Source organism: Streptomyces sp. NPDC086787 (assembly GCF_044745865.1).
Lineage (GTDB): Bacteria > Actinomycetota > Actinomycetes > Streptomycetales > Streptomycetaceae > Streptomyces.
The window spans coordinates 50,739-65,772 of record NZ_JBIVBC010000014.1; the positions used below are offsets into that span (position 1 = coordinate 50,739).

The 15,034-nt window shown below is 70.0% G+C and carries 17 protein-coding genes; 10 read left to right on the top strand and 7 right to left on the bottom strand.

Annotated features, from left to right (window positions below):
* The first annotated feature begins 117 nt into the window (after positions 1-117).
* From ACIPK3_RS26960 to ACIPK3_RS26975, 4 genes are read left to right on the top strand one after another with little or no spacing between them, the layout of a single operon-like run.
* The gene (locus ACIPK3_RS26960; RefSeq protein WP_402573692.1) at positions 118-723 is read left to right on the top strand and encodes a phosphatase PAP2 family protein; all 606 of its coding nucleotides are present in this window, start codon (positions 118-120) and stop codon (positions 721-723) included.
* The gene (locus ACIPK3_RS26965; protein ID WP_402573694.1) at positions 720-1,421 is read left to right on the top strand and encodes a phosphatase PAP2 family protein; all 702 of its coding nucleotides are present in this window, start codon (positions 720-722) and stop codon (positions 1,419-1,421) included. The genes ACIPK3_RS26960 and ACIPK3_RS26965 overlap by 4 nt, the downstream gene beginning before the upstream one ends.
* Positions 1,403-2,065: a response regulator transcription factor gene (locus ACIPK3_RS26970; protein ID WP_402573696.1), complete on the top strand. Its 663-nt coding sequence runs from the start codon at positions 1,403-1,405 to the stop codon at positions 2,063-2,065. The genes ACIPK3_RS26965 and ACIPK3_RS26970 overlap by 19 nt, the downstream gene beginning before the upstream one ends.
* Positions 2,062-3,429 (top strand): sensor histidine kinase, encoded by a 1,368-nt coding sequence (locus ACIPK3_RS26975; RefSeq protein WP_402573698.1) that lies wholly within the window; start codon positions 2,062-2,064, stop codon positions 3,427-3,429. The genes ACIPK3_RS26970 and ACIPK3_RS26975 overlap by 4 nt, the downstream gene beginning before the upstream one ends.
* Here the strand turns inward: ACIPK3_RS26975 and ACIPK3_RS26980 are convergent.
* A complete protein-coding gene (locus ACIPK3_RS26980) occupies positions 3,404-4,309 on the bottom strand; it encodes a hypothetical protein (protein WP_402573700.1) in 906 nt (301 codons plus the stop codon). The two genes, ACIPK3_RS26975 and ACIPK3_RS26980, sit on opposite strands and share 26 nt — an antisense overlap.
* A gap of 209 nt (positions 4,310-4,518) precedes the next feature.
* Between ACIPK3_RS26980 and ACIPK3_RS26985 the strand changes: the two genes are divergently transcribed.
* Positions 4,519-4,782, top strand: a complete 264-nt coding sequence (locus ACIPK3_RS26985; protein WP_402573702.1) for a hypothetical protein — start codon at positions 4,519-4,521, stop codon at positions 4,780-4,782.
* On the opposite strand, the gene ACIPK3_RS26990 is transcribed toward ACIPK3_RS26985, so the two are convergent.
* The gene (locus ACIPK3_RS26990) at positions 4,676-4,954 is read right to left on the bottom strand and encodes a hypothetical protein (RefSeq protein ID WP_402573704.1); all 279 of its coding nucleotides are present in this window, start codon (positions 4,952-4,954) and stop codon (positions 4,676-4,678) included. The two genes, ACIPK3_RS26985 and ACIPK3_RS26990, sit on opposite strands and share 107 nt — an antisense overlap.
* A gap of 481 nt (positions 4,955-5,435) precedes the next feature.
* Here ACIPK3_RS26990 and ACIPK3_RS26995 point away from each other — a divergent pair, with 481 nt between their 5' ends.
* Together ACIPK3_RS26995 and ACIPK3_RS27000 are read left to right on the top strand one after the other, a co-directional pair.
* On the top strand, positions 5,436-6,425 hold the full coding sequence (locus tag ACIPK3_RS26995) for a phospholipase (protein ID WP_402573706.1): 990 nt from the start codon (positions 5,436-5,438) through the stop codon (positions 6,423-6,425).
* 158 nt (positions 6,426-6,583) lie between these two features.
* Positions 6,584-6,787: a cold-shock protein gene (locus ACIPK3_RS27000; protein WP_402573708.1), complete on the top strand. Its 204-nt coding sequence runs from the start codon at positions 6,584-6,586 to the stop codon at positions 6,785-6,787.
* Between the two features lie 101 nt (positions 6,788-6,888).
* Here the strand turns inward: ACIPK3_RS27000 and ACIPK3_RS27005 are convergent, their stop codons facing one another.
* Complete coding sequence (locus ACIPK3_RS27005) at positions 6,889-7,440, bottom strand: GNAT family N-acetyltransferase (RefSeq protein WP_402573709.1); 552 nt, start codon at positions 7,438-7,440, stop codon at positions 6,889-6,891.
* Positions 7,441-7,650: 210 nt separating this feature from the next.
* Between ACIPK3_RS27005 and ACIPK3_RS27010 the strand changes: the two genes are divergently transcribed.
* Positions 7,651-9,027, top strand: a complete 1,377-nt coding sequence (locus ACIPK3_RS27010; protein WP_402573890.1) for a phosphatase PAP2 family protein — start codon at positions 7,651-7,653, stop codon at positions 9,025-9,027.
* 36 nt (positions 9,028-9,063) lie between these two features.
* On the opposite strand, the gene ACIPK3_RS27015 is transcribed toward ACIPK3_RS27010, so the two are convergent.
* Positions 9,064-10,692, bottom strand: a complete 1,629-nt coding sequence (locus ACIPK3_RS27015; RefSeq protein ID WP_402573710.1) for a penicillin-binding transpeptidase domain-containing protein — start codon at positions 10,690-10,692, stop codon at positions 9,064-9,066.
* 22 nt (positions 10,693-10,714) lie between these two features.
* Entirely contained in the window at positions 10,715-11,731 is a 1,017-nt protein-coding gene (locus ACIPK3_RS27020; protein ID WP_402573712.1) for an alpha/beta hydrolase family esterase, read from the bottom strand.
* A gap of 115 nt (positions 11,732-11,846) precedes the next feature.
* Here ACIPK3_RS27020 and ACIPK3_RS27025 point away from each other — a divergent pair, with 115 nt between their 5' ends.
* Both ACIPK3_RS27025 and ACIPK3_RS27030 read left to right on the top strand, forming a co-directional pair.
* Positions 11,847-12,785 (top strand): LysR family transcriptional regulator, encoded by a 939-nt coding sequence (locus ACIPK3_RS27025; RefSeq protein WP_402573714.1) that lies wholly within the window; start codon positions 11,847-11,849, stop codon positions 12,783-12,785.
* Positions 12,782-13,654, top strand: coding sequence for a serine hydrolase (locus ACIPK3_RS27030; protein ID WP_402573716.1), 873 nt, complete (start codon positions 12,782-12,784; stop codon positions 13,652-13,654). The genes ACIPK3_RS27025 and ACIPK3_RS27030 overlap by 4 nt, the downstream gene beginning before the upstream one ends.
* 31 nt (positions 13,655-13,685) lie before the next feature.
* Here the strand turns inward: ACIPK3_RS27030 and ACIPK3_RS27035 are convergent, their stop codons facing one another.
* Both ACIPK3_RS27035 and ACIPK3_RS27040 read right to left on the bottom strand, forming a co-directional pair.
* On the bottom strand, positions 13,686-14,240 hold the full coding sequence (locus ACIPK3_RS27035) for a hypothetical protein (protein ID WP_402573718.1): 555 nt from the start codon (positions 14,238-14,240) through the stop codon (positions 13,686-13,688).
* A gap of 53 nt (positions 14,241-14,293) precedes the next feature.
* On the bottom strand, positions 14,294-14,875 hold the full coding sequence (locus ACIPK3_RS27040) for a hypothetical protein (protein WP_402573720.1): 582 nt from the start codon (positions 14,873-14,875) through the stop codon (positions 14,294-14,296).
* Between the last annotated feature and the right edge of the window lie 159 nt (positions 14,876-15,034).

The window sequence follows — 15,034 nt, forward strand, 5'->3', positions numbered from 1 at the left end:
TCTTCTGTAGACTGTCTACATTCTTGTAGTCGCCATGACGGTTGCTCACTCACTCCAGGTCGTGCGATGGAAAAGGTTCCGTTCTCATGACGACACCGCTGCCGCAGGGGGGAACGGATGATCCTGGCCTTCGACGGTTCCTCCATCGACGGGTCCGTGTACGAGTCGGTGGTGCACCGCGCCGAGCATGTGCCCGCATGGCTCGACGACACGGTCACCGCCTGGTCGACGTTCGGTCTCGTGGCCTTCGCCGTCCTCATGTCCGTCTGCTGGTGGCGGGCCCGGCGGACCGATGCCGCAGCGGCGGTGAACGCACTCGCCGTCCCGGTCGTGGCGGTCCTGGCATACGGCGTGGACATGGCCCTGAAGTCGGTCGTGCGCGAGGACCGGCCCTGCCAGAGCCTGCGTGTTCGGACGCTGGAGGCGTGTCCGGCGCCCGGGGACTGGTCCTTTCCCAGCAATCACATGGCGATCGCGACCGCGTCCGCCGCGGCGCTGGTGTTCGTCACGCGGCGAGTGGGCGCGATCGCGGCTGTCGCAGCTCTGCTGATGGGAGTCTCCCGGGTGTGGGTCGGCGCGCACTACCCGCACGACGTACTGGCCGGAGCCGTGGTCGGCGTAGTGGTGGCGACCGGCGCGATGCTCGTCGTGCGACGGCATGCGCGGGCCCTGGCGAGGTGGCTCACGCGGCGGCGCCTGACTTCACTTCTGTCGGCCGCATGAACCGCCGTGATGTCGCTGAGCTCGCCGGGAGCCTCAGCCTCGGCGCATGGGCCGCGTTCGGCGTCCTGGCCGCGGTCGCGGCCGGTGGCGGAGGCGCGCCCCTGGAACTGGACCAGGACCTTCTCGCCTGGTCGGTCGGGCACCGGCCGGAGTGGCTGCAGGCGGTGGCCCGGGCGGTCACCCGCACGGGTTCCGGTGTCGTTCCGTACTCGCTCGCCGTGCTGGCCGGTCTCGTGGCAGGGCGGACATCGCGGCAGCGGTTGACCGCTGCCGCGCTCTGCCTGGCCTGCCTGGCAGCGGGCCAGGCCGTCCGGTACGGAGTGATGGAGCTGGCGCACCGGCCCCGGCCGCCGCACGCGGACTGGGCGACACCCGCCGGCGGCTGGGCGTTTCCCTCGGGGCACAGCACCACGGGCGCCCTCACCGCCGGCCTGCTGATCGTCGCGGTGTCCGTGCGGGCTCCGCGCGGGGCCGCCCCGCTGCGGCTGCTCATCGGCTGCTGGGGTGCGGCGGTCGGGCTGACCCGGATCTGGCTCGGGGTGCACTGGCTCACCGATGTCGTGGGCGGCTGGCTGTTCGCGGCCGGCTGGCTGGGAGCCTGGCTGTGGGGCGCGGCCCGGTGGCTGCCCGACCCCTTCGTCGGCGGTATGCGGCCCGCCCCGGACACCGAGGAGGGATCATGCGGCCGAAGATCCTGATCGTCGAGGACGACCACGCGCTGCGGGACGTGCTGCGCCACGCCCTGTCCGACGACTTCGACCCCGTCCCGGCCGCCGACGGTGCCACGGCGCTGCGGCTGGCCACGGCCGACATCGCGGCAGCCGTCGTGGACATCGGGCTGCCCGACGCGGACGGACGGGACGTGTGCCAGGCCATGCGGGCCAACGGGTTCCCGGCGCCCGTCATCTTCCTGACCGCCCGGCACCGGATCTCCGACCGGTTGTCCGGCTTCTCCGCGGGCGGTGACGACTACCTGCCCAAGCCGTTCCACCTCGCCGAGTTGGCCGCTCGCCTGAAAGCTGTGCTGAAGAGGTCGGTTCCCCGGCCCGTGGCCTCCCACGCCGACCTGGAGCTGGACGCAGTGAACCACTGCCTGACCGCCGACGGCGGCACACGAGTCGATCTGTCCCCGACGGAGTTCCGGCTGCTGGCCACGCTCGTCGCGGCGGACGGAACCATGGTGCGCCGGCTCGACCTCCTCCGGTCCGGCTGGCCCGAGGGGGCCTACGTCAGTGACAACACCCTGGACCAGTACCTGACACGGTTGCGCCGCAAGCTGCGCGACGCGGGCAGCAGCCTGACGATCACCACCGCGCGCGGGGTCGGGCATCGTCTGTCATGACGGGCCTCCCGCGTCGCTGCGTCCCCCGCACACTGCGCGGGCGGCTCTCCCTGGTGGCGCTGACCGCCGCCGCGCTGCTGATGACGATCCTGACCGTCGTGTTCAACCTCGCAGTGGACCGGCATCTGCGGCACCAGGCCGACGCGGAGCTGCGCAACCGGGCGGAGGCCGTCGCCGCCACCGTGGACACCGGCGGCACCCGGGCGCGCGTCCTCGAAACCGTCAACGACGAGTTGCTGGACGCCAACGTATGGATCCACGCCGACGGACGAATGACGGAGAAGCCGCCGTCGGCCTCACCGGACAGCCCGCTGTCCCTGGCCGCCGCCCGACTGGCCGACGGCGGACGGCGGGCATGCGTGACCTCCGCCGGCGATCATCCGGTGCGACTGTGTGCGCTGCCGGTGCCGGGCCGCCATGCCGCGACGGTCGTCACGGCGCTGAGTCTGGACCCCTACCGAAGCTCCGCCGGCACCCTGCTGATGGGGTCGCTCGTCCTGGACGGCGTGATGCTGGTCTGCACGTACGTCCTCACACGCCTTTCGGTCGGCCGGGCGCTGCGCCCGGTGCAGACCATGACCACTCAGGCCGCCCGGTGGAGTGCGGTGGGCTCCGAGGACCGCTTCGGCACCGAGCGGCACCCGGTGGAACTCGCCGGACTCGGATCCTCGTTGGACGCACTGCTGGACCGGATACGGACGGTGCTGCGGTACGAGCAGCAGCTGACCGGCGAGCTGTCCCACGAGCTGCGCACCCCGCTCACCCGGATCATCGTCGAACTCGACTGGTGGCGGGCCCGACCACGTACCGCCGAGGAGACCCTGGCCACTCACGAGGTGGTGGCCGAGGCGGCCCGGTCGATGCGCACCATCTGCGACACGCTCCTCGACGACGCCCGGGACCGTGCCCGGGAGCGGACGGCCGTGCCCGGCACCACCGACATCGTGCCGGTCCTGAACCGCGTGCTCCAGCAGCACAGACCGCCGGAGCACGTCGAGGTCCTGCTGGCGGCCGAGGACCCGGTGCTGCACGCGGCAGCCGCTCCCGCTCTCCTCGAACGCATCCTCAGCCCGTTGCTGGCCAATGCCGTCCGCTACGCACGGTCGCAGGTGACGGTCTCGGCGCGGCGCACCGCCGACGCCGTTCGCATCGACGTCGTCGACGACGGCCCGGGCGTACCGGTCGGGTTCGTCGCCGAGCTGTTCACTCCCGGACGGCGCGCCGACAGCGCCGACGGACATGACGGCGCGGGTCTGGGGCTGGCTCTCGCGAGACGGCTGGCCCGCTCCGCCGGCGGCGACGTGTCGTTCGAGCCCGGGCCGGTTCACGGGGCCCGGTTCATCGTCGGCCTGCGTGCTCGCTGACCGGTCCCTGCCCGGCGGCCCGGGCGGCGCGGTCCCTGCGCTCCCGCCGGTGGGCGTGGGCCATCAGGCCGAAGAGGACCGCGAGGAGGACCGCGGAGGAGCCCGTTGTGCCCAGGTCGAGACCGCCCTTGGCGACCGGCTTGGTGAGGAGGTCTCCCGCTGTGGCACCGAGCGGTCGGGTGAGGACGAACGCGATCCAGAACAGCGCGACGTTCGGTACAACGGCGACCTTCATCAACGCGACCAGTACCAGGAGCAGTCCGAACACGAGCAGCGCGGCGCCCGCGTAGCCGAGTCCGGAACTGTCCGAGAGGAAGTCCCCCATGGACGTGCCGAGCGTGTTGGACACCAGGATCGCGGACCAGAACAGGGCCTCACCGCGGAAGGTGACGATGTCGCGGATCTGGAACGTCAGCCCGCTCATCCTCCAGAAGAGGAAGATGGCCAGCAGGACCGAGATGAGGATCGCCGCTCCGGCGGGGTAACCCAGCCCCAGTCCCTGCGGCCCCCATCCCAGGGAAGTGGCCCCGGAGGCAAGGTACTTGGAGCTGGCGTCGCGGTTCATGAAGTCGGACATGGTCGTCCCGGCCATGCTGGTCGACAGGATCACGGTCCAGTAGAAGAACGGGTTGTAGCTTTCGGACCGCAGCTGGACCACCAAGGTCACCACGAAGATCCCGAACAGGGCGATCGTGGTGAGGAAGTAGCCGAGCCCGAGGGTCTGCGCGAAGAGGTCGCCGGCCGTCTCTCCCAGAGTCGTCGCGGCGATTTTCATGATCCAGAACGCCAGGGTGACCTCGGGGAGTCTCTTCGTCACGAACCGCGTCGTACTCGGCCCTCCCGGCATGTCGAGGTCGGTGGCGACTTCCGGGTTCCCCATGGGCGGTCTCCTGTTAGTCCCAGCGGCGGGGCGCCCGTCCCGATGTTCGGGGGGAGCGCTCCGCCGACCGGGTCGGTCTCGAAGGCGGCTATCGGAATGAACCTGGCACACCGGACCTGAAATGTTCCTGAACGCCTGCCGGCATCGGGTCACGCCGGGCGGTGGGCAGCCGATTCGGCCGGGGCGACGTCCTTGCGGGTCGCGGTCAGATGGATCACCAGCGCGAGAATCACCGTGAGGAACAGCGCGCTGGTCCCCGTGGCGCCAAGCCCCAGGCCCTGTTCGCCCTGGCCGTCGCCGCGGTCGCCGTCACCCACCTGGCGCTCGGCATGGACGCGGTGTGGAGCTTCTGGATCGCCTACATCCTCACCCGCCCGCTCGGTGCGTCCGTCGGGGACCACCTCTCCCAGCCTTCCGGTCACGGGTGGACAGCGTCCGCTCACGCCGGTGCCAGACCACGGGCGCGAGGATGACGGCGAAGGCCGCGGTGCTGGTCTCCAGCGGCACGCCCACGTTGTCCGTGAGGTTGTCGCTGATCAGTGTGCCGACGGCGCTGATCAGGGCAACGGCGAGCCAGTACACGCCCGCGCGGTAGGACCGTGTGCGGAACTGCACGGCCAGTGCCGCGGGGAGCAGACCGGTCATTGACCTCGGGCACCGGTGGAGCCGGCGGCCCACGGGCGGCGCCACGCTGCCCGCGCCTGAAGGCGCTGAAGGTTCGGACATCTCATCCGGAGACGACACGACGCGCGCTGCTGACGGGCTTTCGGGCGCCTTCCAGTGAAGAGACTCCTCGACGGCCACGGGTTCCCTGTGAAGAAATGAAAAAGACCACAGAACGGGATGTGCGGCACTTTGCGGATCTATGTCCATGCATATCCGATAGTGCAAGCCGCATACTGGCGTTCGGTTTTGAGGCCGCCGTGGACGCCAGGGGAGCGGACGGCAGCTCAACTCGGCCTGAGGCAACTGGATTTGCGTGAGGACCGCACGCGGATCACTGAGCCTCGTGCCGCCCGCCGTCGAAACTCGAAACCGGCGTCCCGCTGCGGCCGGACCCAGCCCCAGCGGAGAAACCCACTGTCCAAGTACAGGGGAGCTTCGCCGACATGAAGGAGTACGTTCCTTGACCACTCGCCTTCGACATGGCGCCGCCCCGCGGATGCTACTGGCGCTGATGACGGCACTGTGCGCGATCATCGGTGTCACCGCACTCGGTTCGAGCCCGGCGGCGGCAGCCGACCAGCGCCACGCGATCTACGCCATCGCGCACCGCGTCGACACCCTGGACGGCGTCGACGCAGCACTCAACCACGGCGCCAACGGCATCGAGATAGACGTCTGTGCCTGGTGGAACCCGAACGAATGGCGTGCCTACCACGACTGTTCCTCGGCCGGCGAGTCCCGTCTGGGCCCCAGCTTCGACAGCATGATCGACCGCATCATCTCCAACGCCAATTCGGGGCGCCGACTGGCCCTGGTCTGGCTGGACATCAAGGACCCGAACTACTGCGGAGAAGAGCAGAACCGCGGGTGCAGCGTCGCCGGACTGCGTGACAAGGCGCAGCGGCTGACGGCCGCCGGAATCCAGGTGCTCTACGGCTTCTACGAGTACCACGGCGGCAGCACCCCGGACGTCGGTGGCAGGGGCTGGAAGAGCCTGGAAGGCAGGCTCGGCGCGCTGGAGGGCATCACGACGACCGGGACCCGCGATCAGGCACGCGACGCCTTCAACCGGTCCGGTTCCGGGTTCCCGAACGGTCGCCGGGCGATGGACTACGGCGACAGCGACATCACCAAGGGGTTCGGCAACTGCACGGAGGCCACCTACTACACGTGCGCGGAACTGAAGAAGGGCGCCGCGGACCGTGACGCCGGACAGCTCGCGGCAACGCTGTCCTGGACGACCACCTACAACGACCCGTGGTACGTGGACAAACTGCTGGGCGACGGACGTGTGGACGGCATCATCGCGGGCTACGGCGCTTTCACCGGAGTGCGCGAGTACGACAACAGCTGGCAGTGCGCCAACTCCATCACCATGATCCGTGACTGGGTGAACCGCCACAGCGGCACCCACCGCATGGCCACCAGCGGTGACCGCCTGTTCAGGTAGCGGACGGCCTCGGGCCGGGGCCGTCGCCCCGTGCTCCGTAGGCTCCCCCGGGCCGTCGGCCGGAATCCCGGCCGACGGCCTTTCGTGGCTGCGTCAATACCCATACGGGCTGTTCAGGGGCGGTACGGTGTCGCCGACCAACCCTGGAGGAGAACAGCATGGCGACTGGCAAGGTCAAGTGGTTCAACGCGGACAAGGGCTTCGGCTTCATCCAGCAGGATGACGGCGGCCCCGACGTGTTCGTCCACTTCTCCGCCATTCAGAGCACCGGCTTCAAGGAGCTGTACGAGGACGACAGGGTCGAGTACGACGTGACCCAGGGACCCAAGGGCCCCCAGGCCGAAAACGTCACCAGGCTCTGACCGGCGCGGGTCGAACCACTGCGCTGCGCCCCTGGCCACGCGTACCGCCTGAGCCAGGTCGCAGCGCGGGGTTCGGCAGGAGCACGCCTTCGTGCTCGGCTCTACGCCGACGACTCCTCGCGCACGCGGCGATCGGGTCGGACGGTGCGATAGATCGTCTGCGGCCTGCCGTACTCGACGACCTCGCTGTCCGCCGCCAGGCCGACCGCTTCCAGAAGGCGTCGCGAAGCAGTGTTCGCGCTCTGTGTCACCGCCACCACCTGGTTCCCGCCCGGCAGGCCGCGGGCCCAGTCGACCGCGGCGGCGACGGCCTCCCGGCCCAGGCCGCGCCCCCACCACTCCGGAAGGAGTGTGTACGACACCTCCGTGCCGTCCCGTGGGGAGCCCGGCTCCACGGTGACCAGCCCGAGGACTTCCCCCGACGTCCGGCTCTCCACGGCAAACGCCCCCGGTGTCCCGGGGAGCCGCCGGCGGCGAATCCTGACCTTGTCCTCGGTCACCGGACCACCCAGGAACCGACGCACCCGCTCGTCCCGCCACAGCCGCTCGATGGACGGCAGGTCTCCCGCCGTCACGGGGCGCAGAGTGAGGCGGGGCGTCTCCAGCAGCGCGGGCCACCAAGCGGGTCCGTGTACAGGCAAGTTGGCGGTCACCCGGTACATCATCGCAGTCGGCGCCGACCTCGCCGCTCCGGCTCGCCCGAAGCCGGCCGGCCGCGGGCAGCTGACCAGCGGATGGCGGCGGAAGCCGCCCGAACTGCTCAGATATTATGTTCGAACTTACGGTGAATAACCTCATCGTTTTCGTCCATTCAGCCCGTATCGAGCAAATCGGCCAAGTGATTGATATCTAGAGCGACGCGGATCTATTCGCGAATAAACGGGAGAAAGGGCTGGGCCGTAGCGGGCCTGGTGGCTCTTGGATTCCTCATCACGCTGGAGATCGTCGCCCGTCGCTACGGTCAGCCGGGGCCGATCACCAGCCAGGTGGGAGAGCTGGTACTCGCCCCGAAACCGGGTCCGCTGTACGGCGGTCTGGCGTTGACGATGGTGGTGCTCACCTGGCGGCAACGGTTCATCGCCGCCGGCGCCGCGATCGTCATCGACGCCGTCTTCGTGCTGGCACGGCTGGCGGTCGGCGTCCCGCTGACCGAGGACCGCCTCTTCGGCAACGGCGCGCTGTGGGTGATGCTGGGCTGTGCGGTCATCGCCTTCACACGCCGCACCGGCCAGGAACGCGCCCTGCTGCTGAAGGGCGTCGGGCTGGGGCTGCTGCTGGTGGCCGGCCGCAAGACGGGCGACACCTGGCTGTTCATCACGTCGAAGGCCCGCCCGGCGGTGCTCGACGAGTATGTGGCGACCGCCGACCACGCACTGGGCAACCCGTCGTGGCTGGCGGGCAGAATTCTCCAGGCCAGTGGCCCGATCGGCACCCACCTTCTCGCCCTGGTCTACGCCCAGCTCGCGGTCGCCGCGATCGTCGTCGCGCTGTACCAACTGCGCAACGTGGCGGCCGAGCGACGCTTCCCGCGCCATCACCTGGTACGCACCTTCCTGGTGATCGGCCTCCTCGGGCCGGGCATCTACATGATCTTCCCGGTGGTCGGACCGGTCTTCGCCTACGGCCCCGGCGCCTCCGGCACCGGCGGTGTGCACTGGGCGGTGGCCAACCTGTGGCCGAACATCCCGCCGCCCGTCAACATCCCGCACCCGGTGACGTACGACGACCTCACCCCCCGCAACTGCATGCCCAGTCTGCACACGGCGTGGGCGACCGCGATCTTCATCCACTCACGCAGGGGTCCACGGACTCTGCGACTCGCGGGGACGTTCTGGTTGATCGCCACGCTCAGCGCGACGCTGGGCTTCGGATACCACTACGGCGTGGATCTCGTCGCCGGCGTGGTGTTCGCGCTCACGGTCGAGGCAGCGCTGCGCGCGTTCGACCGGGGCTGGGACCGGCAGGGCATCCAGCTGGTCGGCTACGGCACCGCTGTCTTCACCGTCCTGTTGGTGTCGTACCGCTATCTGCCGCTGGAGATGGCCGGGCACCCGGAGGTGTTCGCGCCCCTGCTCATGCTGGCGATGACCTCAGTGATCTACGGCTACATACGCACCACCGGACAGTGGGAACAGCGCTCTGCCGATCCGGGGCCGGCCCCGACCAGCCCGGTGGCCGTCACGAGCGGCACTCGCGATCACGCATCCGTTGCCTTCGAGGACGGCTCCGTTTCACGGTGACGCGACGGACCGCCCGAGGTGATCAGGTCCTCGATCTCACGACGGGTCGTCGGGAACGGCGGCCAGGAGGCCCCGTACGATCGGTCCCGCCGAGGAGCCGCCGGTGACCCCCTTCTCGACGACACAGGCGACCGCCACGTTCCCGCGTCGGGCGACGAGCCAGCCGTTGTTGGGAGTGTCCTCGGAGACCTCGGCGGTGCCGGTCTTCGCGCCGACGTCACCGGGCAGATCCGCCAGAACCCTGGCCGTTCCGTCGGTCACGGTGGCCCGCATCATGTCGCGCAGCTGTCTCACCACCCTGCTCGGCAAGGGTTTGGTCTTCGTCGTGTCCTTGGCACCGGGGGTGATCCTCGGCTGGTGGAAGGTCCCGGACGCCACGGTCGCGGTGACGGAAGCCATGATCATCGGATTGGCCTGCACCCGGCCCTGTCCGATCATCGACGCCGCCTTCTCGGTCTGGTCCCGTGGTGTCGGCACCGACCCGTCGTAGGAGGGGATGCCGATGTGCCACTCCTGGCCGACACCGAAGTACGTCCGGGCGACGTCTCCCAGTTCCTTGTCGCCGAGACGGTCCCGCAGGCTGATGAACGCCGTGTTGCACGACTCGGTGAAGTCCTTCAGGAAGGTGGCGTTGCGGTGTTCGGACGTCTCGACGTTCTGGAACCGCTTGCCCACGGTCAGATACTTCGGGCAGTCCACGACGTCGCCGGGTTCGACCGCGTTCTTGAGGAGCAGCGCACTGCTCGTGACGAGCTTCCAGGTGGAGCCGGGCGCGTAGGTGCCGGAAACGGCCCGGTTGAATCCCGAGGCCGGGGAGTTGGCCGCGGCCAGGATCTCGCCGTTGTCGATCCGCAGCGCGACGAGCGCCACGTCCCTGCCGCCGGACTTGGCGGCGACCGCCTTCTCCGCGGCGGACTGCCAGGCACTGTCGATGGTCACGGCGACGGGCCGGTCGGCGGGTCCGCCGGTCTTCCTCGTGAAGGTGACCTCCGTGCCCTTGATCTCTCCCGTGGCCCGGCTGACGAGTCGTACCGCACCGCCGGATCCCTGGCCCGCAGTGGTGAGCGCGGACAGTACCGGCTTCAGGGAGGGGTGCTCGTCACCGGACAGCGTGGCTCCCGCGCGATCGGTGGCCTTCGGGGCGTCGGCGGCCTCCTCGCGCTCCAGCCGGAACTTGTCGGTGGCGCTCAGATGCGGATGGACGAGCGACAGTGTCCAGGCCACCTTCCAGGTGCCGTCGTCCTGCCTGCGCAGCGGGACTTTCGAGGTGTACGTCCAGGTGCCCAGCCCGGCGATGGGCATCTTGGCGGTGAAGGGGACGGTGACGGTTCCGTTCGCGGCCGTGGTGGCCTCCGACGCGGTGAGGGCGGGTCTGGCGATGTCGAGTCCTGCGGTGAAGTTCTTCAGCACGTCCTGCGCCGGTCCGGGGCTGGTGGTACGGCCGGCCGCACTCGGCAGCCGCCCGTCGGCCCAGTCGGCAAGGAACGCGCGGGCCTGCGCCACGGCCTCGGGGGCGGGGCCGTCCGAGCCCCGGGCGAAGGGGCCGAGACCGATGGCGTACGCGCCGCCCGTGGCAGCGGCCGCGACCACGGCCACGGCGACCACGGAGCGGCGCAGCACGCGCGGCCTGCGGCGATGGAGGGTGCTGTGTTCGGGGTTCGGCATGGGGAAGTCCTTTGTCCGTGTCCTACCGCTGGTGGGCGGCGAAGAAGTCGAGAATCGTGCTGGTCGCGTTCAACGCGGTGCTGGTGCGGCCGAAGCCCTGCGGAGGGGTGATGCCCGAGCCCGGCCAGGTGTGGCCGCCGCCGTGCATGACGAGGAGTTCGACGGTTCCTCTGGAACCCTCGTCACCCCACACGGTGCGGTCGTATCCCGCCGCGGCCCGGGTGGCCGGTGAATCCGCGCCGCCCACACGGGCGAATGCCTCGGCGCTGGCCCTGGCCGACATGGTCGGGGTGATCGGCTCCTCGCCCGCGGGCGCCGGCCCGGGGGAGGGCAGGCCGGCGAGCGGGCGCACCGGGTCGTTCTCGCCGTAGACGATCATGACGGGCACGGCGCCGGTGGGCGTGACGGCAGCGGCTCCCGTGGGCAGTTCACCGGACACCGATGCCGCTCCCGCCACCAGCGTGGGCCGTTGGGCCGCGACGCGGAGCGCCATCGAGCCCCCGTTGGAGAACCCGACGACGTAGACCCGCCGGGGGTCGGCCTGCCCGGTGTCCACCAGTTCGTCGATCAGCGACTGCGTGAAGCGCACATCGGCGTCCGGGTCCGGCCGTCGCTCACTGGCCGCGGTTCCGGCGCCCCACGCCTTGCGAAGGCCCTCGGGGTAGGCGACCAGCATCCCGCGCGCCTCGGCGGCGGCGTTCAGGCGACTCTGCTCGCGCAGTCCCTCCGCACTGGAACCCCGGCCGTGGAAGGCGATCACGAGCGGTCTGGCCGTCCCGGCGTGCGCGCCGGGACGGTGCAACAGGTACTCGCGGACGCTGTCGCCCACGCGCAGTTGTCCGCGGGTGTCCGCCACGGCTGTGCCGCCGGCCTGCGGCGCACTGCTGACCGAAGTCGGCGGTGACGTCCGCTCGGATGCCGAGCCGCAGCCGGCGACCGCGACTCCGAGCGCCAGGGCGACACTCCAGGAGAACACGGTACGTGCGCGGAACAGGGTGCGTCCGCGAGGACGCGAGGTATGCGGGGTAAGCGGGCTCATGGCACGAGAAGACCAGCACCTCAAGCGGCATGTCCAAGTTCAATATCAATGCATGATTGATTAATCTGAGATATCATTGCTGTTCGTGGACCTGATCCGGCACGTGGAGTGCTTCGTGGCTGTTGCAGAAGAGTCACACTTCGGCCGTGCCGCAGCCCGCCTCGACATGGCCCAGCCGCCCCTGTCGCAACGCATCCAGCGCCTGGAGCGGGAGCTCGGAGTGCGCCTGTTCGAACGTACGAGCCGACAAGTGACGATCACCAAGGCCGGGAAGCTGCTGCTGGAGGAGGCGCGAGAACTGCTCGCCCGCTCGGAAACGCTGATGGCCACGGCCCGGCGTATCCGCAACGGCGAGAGCGGCCTGCTGCGCGCCGCGCTGCCGCCCGACATCGCGGGGGAGACCGTCGCGTCCCTCCTCACCGACTTCGAGCAGCGGCACGCCGGGGTGGAGCTGGAACTCCAGGAGCTGACCACCACTCAGCAGCTCACCCGGTTCGCCTCGCGTGAACTGGACGTCGGCCTCATCCACCACCCCTGCGACGTCTCCGGCCTGGAGCTCGGTCCCGTGCTGCGCCGTGAGCTGGGTGTGCTGCTGCCCCGTGACGCGGCGGCGGCCCGGCTCGACGAGGTTCCGCTCTCCTCACTGAGCGCGTACGGGCTGATCCTCTTTCCCCGGACCGGCGCACCGGCGTTGTACGACGACGTGCTGACCACCTGCGCCCGGAACGGCTACACCCCTCCCGTCATCCGGCACGGCCAGGGCGCGAGCTTCGTCCGGGGCCTGGTGCTGTCGGCGAAGGCCGTCGCCTTCAGCCCGCGTGATGCCCAACCGTTCGGCTCCACCGGGCCGGACGGGGACCTGGTGTGGCGTCCACTGGCCGGCGCGCCACTGGCTTGGCGGCACTCCGTCGCCTGGCCGCAGGGCAACGGCGACGCGGCCGTCAACGCCTTCGCGGAAGCGGCCACCGGGGCGCTGCGGACCACCACCGCCGCCAGTGCCGACACCCCGCCCCGCCCGCTTCACCTGCGCCCGTCAGCGGAGTTCTGGCTGTGACCGACATCGTGAGCCGCATCGACACGGCCTTCGCGGAAGCCGGTGTCACCGGGTGGTTGCACGCCCTCGACATCGACTCCGGCGCGCAGATCGGCGCCCGCGCGGACCATAGGGTTCCCACCGCCAGCGTTCACAAGCTGTGCTGCCTGGTCACCCTCCACGAACTCGCGGCGGCCGGTCGGCTGGACCTCACCGAGCAGATCGAGTGCCCCCCGATCGACCGCACCGTGGGTCCCACCGGGCTCGCGGCCATGCTCGACCCCGTCCGCATGTCACTGCGCGACGTGGCCTACCTGATGATGGCCGTAAGCGACAACACCGCCGCCGACCTCGTGCTGCGACGCATCGGCCTGGACGCCGTCAACGACACCACGACCCGCCTCGGTCTCGGCCGCACACACGCCGCGCACACGTTCGGCGAGCTCTTCGCGACCATCAGGGAAGACGCCGGCCCCGGTGGCGCCCAGGCACTGACCGACCCGCACACCGTCTCCCGGCTCAGGGCCCTCGATCCCTCGCGCACCAACCACAGCACCCCCCGTGACATGACCCGACTGCTGGGCGCCCTGTGGCGCGACGAAGCGTGCACCCCCGAGCACGGCGCCGCGATGCGGCGTCTCCTCGGCCTCCAGGTGTGGCCGCACCGCATGGCCTCCGGCTTCCCCTTCGACGACGTGCACGTCGCGGGCAAGACCGGAAGCCTGCCGACCCTGCGCCACGAGGTGGGAGTCGTCGAATACCCCGACGGCGGACGCTACGCCGTGGCCGTCTTCACCCGGAGCGCCGACACCGCGGCCACCCTCCCCGCGGCCGACGCCGTCATCGGCACGGCCGCACGCATCGCCGTCGACGTGCTGCGCCGCGGCTGAACCGTGGCGTGGACAGCGGGCGCCACGCCTGTCACTTCTCGCACCCCGTGATGTCGTCCTTGCAGCCGTCCACGTCTTGCGGAGCCACGGTGTTGAGCCGCCACATCACGAAGCCGTCGGAGTGCGGCCCCGACTTGGTGATCCTGGCCGTGAAGCGGCCGCCGGCGGGGATGTTGAACCGGTCGGCCTCGCGGTCGCCGCAGGTCACTTCCCACTCGTTCGCCGTGTCGCCCCGTGCGAGGGTCAGCGTCACGGAGCGGCGGTCGGGTGCCTGGCAGGCGACGTCGAAGGTGTAGGGGTGGTCTCCCTCACCGGTGAAGGTCCTGTCCAGGCCCCGCGCCAGGCTCTCCAACCCTTCGTCCACGCGTGAGACGCCTTCGGTCCGCACGGCGCCAAGAGCACGCGTGGCGCGCCGTATCGCATCCTCCTCTTCCTCCTTGCCGTCCCAGGAGTGGGTCGGTGCGGCGGCGGAGGCCGTCCGCCGGGCCTCCGCCTCCCCGTTTCGGGGCCTGTCCTCCGTGCAGGCGCCCGTCAGAGCCATGACGGAGACGACGAGGGTGAGGGCGAGGACCCGCCTTGCGTACATGGGGCTCCATTCGCTGAGGGGTGCTGCATCGGCCTGCGCAGTGCCGCGGATCGTCACCTCGCGGTCCCGCCAGTCGCAGTTGGGCCGGTCATCTGCCGTTGCCCCAGCAGGCGGGACTGTTCCTTCTTCAGCGAGGAGAATTCCCGGCGTGCGTACGCGGCCAGTTCCTCGCTGGGGAACGACACGACCGAGAGGTGTTGGTCGAGGTTTCCCTGTGCCCACCGGGCGGCTGTGATCTCGTAGCCCGACACATGGGCGCACAGTTGGAGCAGGAGCGGCGGCATCTCTGATTCGCCCAACAGGTCGGCGTGTTTGATGACCAGGTCGCGCATGGCCCGGATGTTGGGCAGAAAGACGGTGGTGACCCACAGCCGCCACTCGGTGAGTTCTTCGGCAGTGGGCGGGTCTTCATGAGTGAACGGCGAGATTCCGCCAGGGCGAGCGTGACGTTCGAGGAACGCACCGAAGGTGCGGCTGTTGGTTTCAGTGAGGGCGAACAGGGGGCCATAGAAGTCGCTGAGCTGGCGATTCACCCGAGCAAGACGCTCCTGGCGCTGCGTCAGACGTAAGCCGTTGAGATAGGCGACGACATAGCCGACGAACGCCAGCCCGACAGTGACGACCAGTGCGATCATGAGAGGCGATGCTAGCGAGCGGAACGCCGTTCGGGGTCGGCGTATGTCGCGCCCGGGTCTGAGCGGGTGACCGGCACCCGCCGAGTTTTGAGACAGACTTTACGCGGCGAACGCAACCGCCACCCACCCCCGCCCCGTCCGACAGGGAGTCGGGCCCAT

Excerpts from the sequence above, each read along its gene's own strand:
- ACIPK3_RS27020 (WP_402573712.1), bottom strand. The coding sequence starts at position 11,731 with ATGAGCCCGCTTACCCCGCATACCTCGCGTCCTCGCGGACGCACCCTG.
- ACIPK3_RS27000 (WP_402573708.1), top strand. The coding sequence starts at position 6,584 with ATGGCGACTGGCAAGGTCAAGTGGTTCAACGCGGACAAGGGCTTCGGC.
- ACIPK3_RS26970 (WP_402573696.1), top strand. The coding sequence starts at position 1,403 with ATGCGGCCGAAGATCCTGATCGTCGAGGACGACCACGCGCTGCGGGAC.
- ACIPK3_RS27035 (WP_402573718.1), bottom strand. The coding sequence starts at position 14,240 with ATGTACGCAAGGCGGGTCCTCGCCCTCACCCTCGTCGTCTCCGTCATG.
- ACIPK3_RS27040 (WP_402573720.1), bottom strand. The coding sequence starts at position 14,875 with ATGATCGCACTGGTCGTCACTGTCGGGCTGGCGTTCGTCGGCTATGTC.
- ACIPK3_RS26965 (WP_402573694.1), top strand. The coding sequence starts at position 720 with ATGAACCGCCGTGATGTCGCTGAGCTCGCCGGGAGCCTCAGCCTCGGC.
- ACIPK3_RS26980 (WP_402573700.1), bottom strand. The coding sequence starts at position 4,309 with ATGGGGAACCCGGAAGTCGCCACCGACCTCGACATGCCGGGAGGGCCG.
- ACIPK3_RS26985 (WP_402573702.1), top strand. The coding sequence starts at position 4,519 with ATGGATCACCAGCGCGAGAATCACCGTGAGGAACAGCGCGCTGGTCCC.
- ACIPK3_RS26990 (WP_402573704.1), bottom strand. The coding sequence starts at position 4,954 with ATGACCGGTCTGCTCCCCGCGGCACTGGCCGTGCAGTTCCGCACACGG.
- ACIPK3_RS26975 (WP_402573698.1), top strand. The coding sequence starts at position 2,062 with ATGACGGGCCTCCCGCGTCGCTGCGTCCCCCGCACACTGCGCGGGCGG.
- ACIPK3_RS27015 (WP_402573710.1), bottom strand. The coding sequence starts at position 10,692 with ATGCCGAACCCCGAACACAGCACCCTCCATCGCCGCAGGCCGCGCGTG.
- ACIPK3_RS26960 (WP_402573692.1), top strand. The coding sequence starts at position 118 with ATGATCCTGGCCTTCGACGGTTCCTCCATCGACGGGTCCGTGTACGAG.